The 6164-nt window shown below is 53.8% G+C and carries 7 protein-coding genes; 4 read left to right on the top strand and 3 right to left on the bottom strand.

Annotated elements, in window-relative coordinates; all coding sequences use genetic code 11:
* A partial coding sequence (locus C3451_RS14195; RefSeq protein WP_131023897.1) for an IS3 family transposase occupies positions 1 to 109 on the top strand: 109 nt, incomplete at its 5' end.
* Between the two features lie 64 nt (positions 110 to 173).
* On the opposite strand, the gene C3451_RS24330 is transcribed toward C3451_RS14195, so the two are convergent.
* Positions 174 to 335, bottom strand: coding sequence for a hypothetical protein (locus tag C3451_RS24330; protein ID WP_023298674.1), 162 nt, complete (start codon positions 333 to 335; stop codon positions 174 to 176).
* A gap of 714 nt (positions 336 to 1049) precedes the next feature.
* Here C3451_RS24330 and C3451_RS14190 point away from each other — a divergent pair.
* Entirely contained in the window at positions 1050 to 1766 is a 717-nt protein-coding gene (locus C3451_RS14190; RefSeq protein WP_023298675.1) for a hypothetical protein, read from the top strand.
* A 112-nt stretch (positions 1767 to 1878) separates the two neighbouring features.
* Positions 1879 to 3048, top strand: coding sequence for a DNA repair protein (locus C3451_RS14185; RefSeq protein WP_045622955.1), 1170 nt, complete (start codon positions 1879 to 1881; stop codon positions 3046 to 3048).
* Here C3451_RS14185 and C3451_RS14180 read toward each other — a convergent pair whose 3' ends face one another.
* Complete coding sequence (locus C3451_RS14180) at positions 3049 to 3813, bottom strand: siderophore-interacting protein (RefSeq protein WP_032626343.1); 765 nt, start codon at positions 3811 to 3813, stop codon at positions 3049 to 3051. It abuts the gene before it with no gap.
* Positions 3814 to 3958: 145 nt separating this feature from the next.
* Here C3451_RS14180 and C3451_RS14175 point away from each other — a divergent pair, with 145 nt between their 5' ends.
* Positions 3959 to 4453, top strand: coding sequence for a PadR family transcriptional regulator (locus C3451_RS14175; protein ID WP_045622956.1), 495 nt, complete (start codon positions 3959 to 3961; stop codon positions 4451 to 4453).
* Here C3451_RS14175 and C3451_RS14170 read toward each other — a convergent pair.
* Positions 4450 to 6009 carry a methyl-accepting chemotaxis protein gene (locus tag C3451_RS14170; RefSeq protein WP_045622958.1) on the bottom strand — a complete coding sequence of 520 codons (1560 nt, stop codon included), beginning with the start codon at positions 6007 to 6009 and terminating at the stop codon, positions 4450 to 4452. The two genes, C3451_RS14175 and C3451_RS14170, sit on opposite strands and share 4 nt — an antisense overlap.
* Positions 6010 to 6164 lie beyond the last annotated feature (155 nt).

The raw sequence follows: 6164 nt of genomic DNA, 5'->3' as shown, positions 1-6164 counted from the left end.
TGATTACATCGAAATGTTTTATAACAGTAAGCGTCGGCATGGTTCCAGCGATCAGATGTCACCGACAGAATATGAAAACCAGTATTATCAACGGCTAGGAAGTGTCTAGATTATCCGTGGCGATTCAAACAGGATCAAAGGAGACAGGGCCGCAAGCGGCCCTGTCGGTATTTTTACTGCTTGGTGTGCGGCATCACGCCTTGCAGGTTAAACTCAACACCTTGAGCCTCGAAGGTTTTGAACTTAAGACTATCAGCCTTAAATTGAACTCCCCCGAACACCAGCGCAACAATGATGACAACAGACAGAAGTAGATCACGAAGATTTACGTTCATTATGCCTCCTTGCGGAGCCGCACCCTTTTTCCCTTAGTTAATCCGGGCGTTCACAATGGGTGCAATCAAAATTTGTGAACTTGGATTGCTAGGGTCGGCGTGGTTGTAAGGCTTTCATACCCGGCGGGGGCTAACCCGCTGAAAGGCCTAAGGCAAGAGCTATCTCGCCAATTTAGTGGCTCTCTTTCGAAAGCATCTAAGGGGCGAGAATGCCCATTGCCAACACTACACATCCAGCACTCGGTTCACGGGTGACATTGTGCCAAAAAATGCCACTATATCAACTGCTTTTTTGAAGCATGTACTATTATCATCAAGGACTTAAAGTTTACAAAAAGTGAATAAAATACTTGATAGGAAGTGACAAAAAGGTAGACTGTCCTTGTGAACTTGGATTGCTAGGGATAACGCAAAGTGAAACGCTAGCTACGTTTTACTTCGAAGGGCCGCTAACCCTTCCAGCGTATCGAATTACCTGTATATGCAGGCGTTGAAAGCCACCTATTGGTGGCTTTTTTCGTTTCTGGCACCCAGCTCTTTGACCAGTGGAGTCTTGTTAGCCTCTTTTCTGACTCAACCACCAAATCTCATCACTATGTCCATCATCATAATTCAAGGCGCGATCTGTTCAGGCCATGAAGGCTTCCCGCCCCCCCTGCCGTCGCAGGGGAGACGTTCTTTACAGTTAACGGTATACCTGCGCAGGTGAATGGCATGCCATTTGACAAGCACAGCGACAAAAACAGCTCCCCTGATGGCGTCGCTATATCTACTCACCCCTGGTACACCTCAACCTCATGGGAGTTGTGTGCATGGGCGATCCGGTCTCCTGCGGTTCTGTGGTTGCATCCGGCGATCCGCTTATCTTCATTCTCAGAGGCCTTCATGCTTGAACAACAGTACCAGATCGACGCTTTCAATGCGCAATGCGTACGCAAAGCTGGTGGGCTTACCCCGCCCGATTCTGCTACGCTGTACCGCTCAGCAGTAAAGCGTATAAATCAGCTCGTTTCTGAACTCAGCGCACTTTTACCCGAAACGATCACTTACCCGCCCAGCCTCGCTGGGGTCATTTCGACGCTCGACGGTATTACTGAAGACCTCACTGATGCCGCAACCCTTTTTGAGGCAGTGATTGAGCTTATCGAAAGCAATGCAGATGTCGCCACGCCGCAAGCTGTACTCTCCCTCGTTAATAGCGTGTCAACTTCGGATCCGAAATTCGCATTCACCATTCTGAACCACATTTTGATAGCCGTGGGCACGGCGCACCCAGCAGATCCTGGGGCACCGGTCGTTATCCCAGAGGATTTACTGGATGACGTTTCAGATGCCGTTGAAGCCTTTGCGGAAGATACCGGGCCATACAGCAAGCACATACGGAGCCCACCACACGTAGCCCGGCCTGTCGCTTCCCCTCACAAACCCTAAAAACTAAAGAAATCCCCCATCGCGCCGATCATCATCCGTGTGTATTATTTCCTGTAGCTTTTACAACAACTAACCTTAACTCAAATACTTAAGCGCCAGAGCGAAAGGCATCATGAGCACACCGATCAAACGGCTAGAAATCATTAAAAATGCCATTGAGCTGGAAGATGACGACATCATCCGGAGCCAGTTGAAACGTCTCAAAGAGGAAGCCTTTGACGATAATCTCCTGTCCATCGTCGCGGCGCTTGAGCAGAAAAATTACACCGCAGCCCTTCGCGCTATCACCGCCTGGCTGCAAAGCCAGCGCGCCGTTACCCCGTGGCGTGACCCGCAACTGGCGGCCAGCAAGCTGGAGCTGAAAGCTCTGGAAGAGCGCTTGCGCGATCTGATTGATCGCCGTAACGCCCGGGTACAGCAGCTTGATGAGTTCAACGATCTCTATTTCTCCCGCCTCGGGCCGTTGATGCAGCAGATCCTCGCCCTGCGTAAAACGCTGGCGGAGCTTAACCTGCGTCGTCAGCAGGCGGAGACGCGTCGTCGGGAAGAGGATTACCGCCGCTGCCAGGGCTATATGGCGCAGGCCGTAGAGGTTCTGACAACGCTCACCCGGCGCTGGCGAGATCTGCCTGCGGATTCCGTTCAGGCGGCAGAGGCGCGCAAGCATCTTCAGCAGCAAAGTAATCTGATTGCCAACCTGCTGGCCGAAGCGATGGAGCTGGAGACCGGTTTAACGCGTGAAGAAGAGCCAGCACGTCAGGCGCGCGATGAGGCCAACGAAGAGTACAAAAAGTATCGCGAACAGCATCATGATGCCGAAGTGCGCCTGCGTAAAGGCAAGGATCTCTCTGAAGAGGATCGGAACGAGCTGAAGCGGCTCTGGCGTCAGGCGAGCAAGCTATGCCACCCGGATCTGGTTGCCGATGATTTAAAAGAGGAAGCCAACAGGATGATGGTGCAACTCAACCAGGCCAAACAGCGCGGCGACGTGAAGGCCATTCGCTCGCTGGTCGCCCGTCTGCAACAAGGGTTTGAACCGATGATGGCGAGCGACAGGCTGAACGACCTGGAACGTATTCGCAAAAAAATGGCGCAGGTGCGTGAGCAAATCGACACCCTGGTGAACGAGCTGGCAGAGCTGGAGAAGGAAGAGTCCTGGCTGCTCGTCTCGTCGCTCAGCAATATGGAAGCCTACTTTGCCCAGCAGGAGAAAGCGCTGAGAGAGGTATGCGCCTCGCTCGAATATCAGGTGAGCGAAGCGCAGCTGGATCCCGCAGCCTGATTATTTGGCGTGCCAGTACGCACTGGCACGTACCAGCTGTGGGTCAATTGCGTCGGTTTCAAACTGACGGCTCAGGCGTTTCACCACCTTCCCCTCTCCGGTCAGCCAGATAAAGTAATCCTCTTCCGGCACGGCCAGCGCTGCAAGATGGTCGGCTACCGCCTGCTCGTTGTGGCCGATAACCCAGGTGATGTTGAACCCGCTCAGGTGCGCCAGATAGTCCTGGTACGCCGCATCGCCCACGGTGACGATGGCGTGGATCGCCGGGGGAACAGGCAGTTTTGCGATGCTTTCTAAACGGCGGCGCAGCGCGGGCATACCCGACTCGTCGCACACGTACAACTGCCAGGCGTAATCTTCCGGCACCACCAGCGAACCACGCGGACCGCCGATGGTCAGCTTGTCGCCCACCTTCGCCTCTACCGCCCAGTTGCTGGCAATGCCGCCATCATGCACGAAAAAATCGAGCGCCAGCTCGTGTTTTTCGTCATCGTACAGCGGGGTGTAGTCACGCGCCTGCGGACGCACCCCGTCGCCCCAGTCGATGCCTTCATCGGTCACCACAGGCGGCACGAAAGGGGTGCCCGGTGCCGGGAAAAAGACTTTGGTATGGTCGTCAAAGCCGCGAGAGCTAAAGCCCTCCAGCGCCTCGCCGCCTAGTACAATGCGCTGAAATCCTGCGCTGACTCGCTCAGTGCGCATCACGTTCAGCTCACGAAAACGCAGGTCATTGCGGACACGTTGAGGGTAACGGGTAGATGCCATGTTGATGCCCTTCTCAGGTGAATACGATATATCGGAATGAATTTTTAATGATAATGATTGCTATTAACTCAGAAATCAAGATCTTTTAGATTGCATCTGAATATATCTTAGATATAGTTTAGATATATCAAATTGAGGAAGAAACATGCGACACGAACACGGCGGCGGCGGACGCCGGCCACGATTTTTTGGCCATGGTGATTTGCGGCTGGTGATCCTGGATATCCTGACCCGCAACGCGAGCCATGGTTATGAGCTGATCAAAGAGATCGAAAACCTGACGCAGGGACATTACACGCCAAGCCCTGGCGTGATCTACCCGACGCTGGATTACTTGCAGGATCAGGCGCTGATCACCATTACCGAAGAAGAGAACGGCCGTAAGCGGATTGCAATTAACGCCGCCGGGCAGCAATGGCTGGATGACAATCGGGAACAGCTGGAGCAGATCCAGACGCGTATCAAGGCGCGCTCCGTCGGGTTCCAGCTGCGCAAAAACCCACAGATGAAGCGGGCGCTGGATAACTTCAAAGCGGTTCTGGATCTGAAGGTTAATCAGGGAGAACTCAGCGACGCGCAGTTAAAACAGATTATCGGCGTGATTGACCGCGCGGCACTGGAGATCTCCCAGCTGGATTAAGCCAGCACGCCGTCGCTCACGCGGAACACGCGGACCAGCTCTTTCAGGTGCATCGCCTGTTCGTTAAGGGATGCCGCCGCCGCAACGGACTCCTCCACCAGCGCGGAGTTCTGCTGGGTGGTGGCGTCTATCAGGCCAATCGCGCTGTTGATCTGCGAGATACCTTCCGTCTGTTCATGGCTGGCCTGGCGAATTTCACGCAGGATGACGTCCATCTCTTCCACGTTGCCGACCATGCCGTTGATAAGCCCGCTGGCTTTCTCCACAAGGTTCATGCCGTCCTGCGTCTGGCTTGTGGAGCTTTCAATCAGCTGGCGGATCTCACTCGCAGATGTTGCACTTTTCTGCGCGAGCTGGCGTACCTCACCCGCCACCACCGCAAAGCCGCGACCATGCTCACCTGCGCGCGCCGCTTCGACCGCCGCGTTCAGCGCCAGAATGTTGGTCTGGAAGGCAATGGCGTCGATCAGGTCGATGATGTCGGACATCCTGTTCGATGTTTCGTTAATCAGGCGCATCTTGCTGGTGACCTGCTTCATCATCTCGCCGTTGTTTTTGACCACGGCAGCCGCATCGGCAGACAGGTTCGTCGCTTCTCCGGTGTGGGACGCGGTGTTCTTCACCGTGGCGGTAATCTGCTCCATCGACGCGGCCGTCTGTTCAACGGAACTGGCCTGCTCCTCCGTGCGGGCAGCCAGATCCTGGTTGCCCGCGACAATCTGCGCGGCGGCGCTGGAGATGTTTTCCGATCCGGTTTGCACCTGCTGCACAATCTCCAGCAGGCGCGTTTTCATCTCCATCAATGCGGTGAGGAGCAGTCCGGTTTCATCTTTACCGTGCGAGGTAATGCTGCCGGTGAGATCGCCATCGGCGATGGCCTCCGCAAAATTCACCGCGTCGTTCAGCGGGCGGGTAATGGATCGCACAATGAACCAGCCAGTCAGGCTGGCTGCCGCGACGCTGAAAAGCGTAATCAGGATCAGCAGCAGACGATTAGTGCGGAAATCGCCTTCCACCTGCTCGCCCGCACTCTGCATTTCATGATCCTGGATCGCAATCAGCGCCTGCACTTTCGCTTTATAAGACTGTTGCAGGTCCAGGGTGTTGGTCATCATCTCGTTTATCGCGCCCGCACGGTCGTTATTCTGCACGGACTGCAAAATGCGGTAGCGCGAGTCAAGATATTGCTGGCGTACGCCGTGGATGTCCGCCAGCACCTGTTGGGATTTTTTATCCTTGAGAGCGTTGTCCAGCTCGCTCAGGATTGCGGTGATGCGCTCGCTTATCGCCTTCAGACGCTGTTCTGATTGCGTCGTGTACGTTCCCTGTTCGTCCAGCAGCATGAGCTGCTGCGTGCTGATAAATTCCTGGAAGTTGTCGATTAACTGGTTCGCTTTTACCGTAGTTGGATAGTCGCTGGTAAGAATGGTTTGCATTCCATTGTTTGCCCGATTCAGGCTCATCAGAGACAAGCTTGCGCTGACTACCATCAGGACAATAAATAATCCAAACGCCAGAAATAATTTCGTGCCGATCTTTACGTCATGTATGAACATATTTACCCCATCGATGTGATTATTTCTCAGACGATCGCTGTTATCGGTAGGAAACGAGCTAACTTTATGACTTTGATCGTTTTTTTATTTCTCACTTTCAATGAATCCGGGGCGTAGCAATTAAAAATCGGGTACTTTTTTTAGTTACTTAATAT

The sequence above is a fragment of the Enterobacter sp. 301B genome (assembly GCF_003850715.1).
Classification (GTDB): domain Bacteria; phylum Pseudomonadota; class Gammaproteobacteria; order Enterobacterales; family Enterobacteriaceae; genus Enterobacter; species Enterobacter intestinihominis.
The sequence above is the reverse complement of the archived record's forward strand: the minus strand, read 5'-3'. Positions and strand labels throughout refer to the sequence as shown.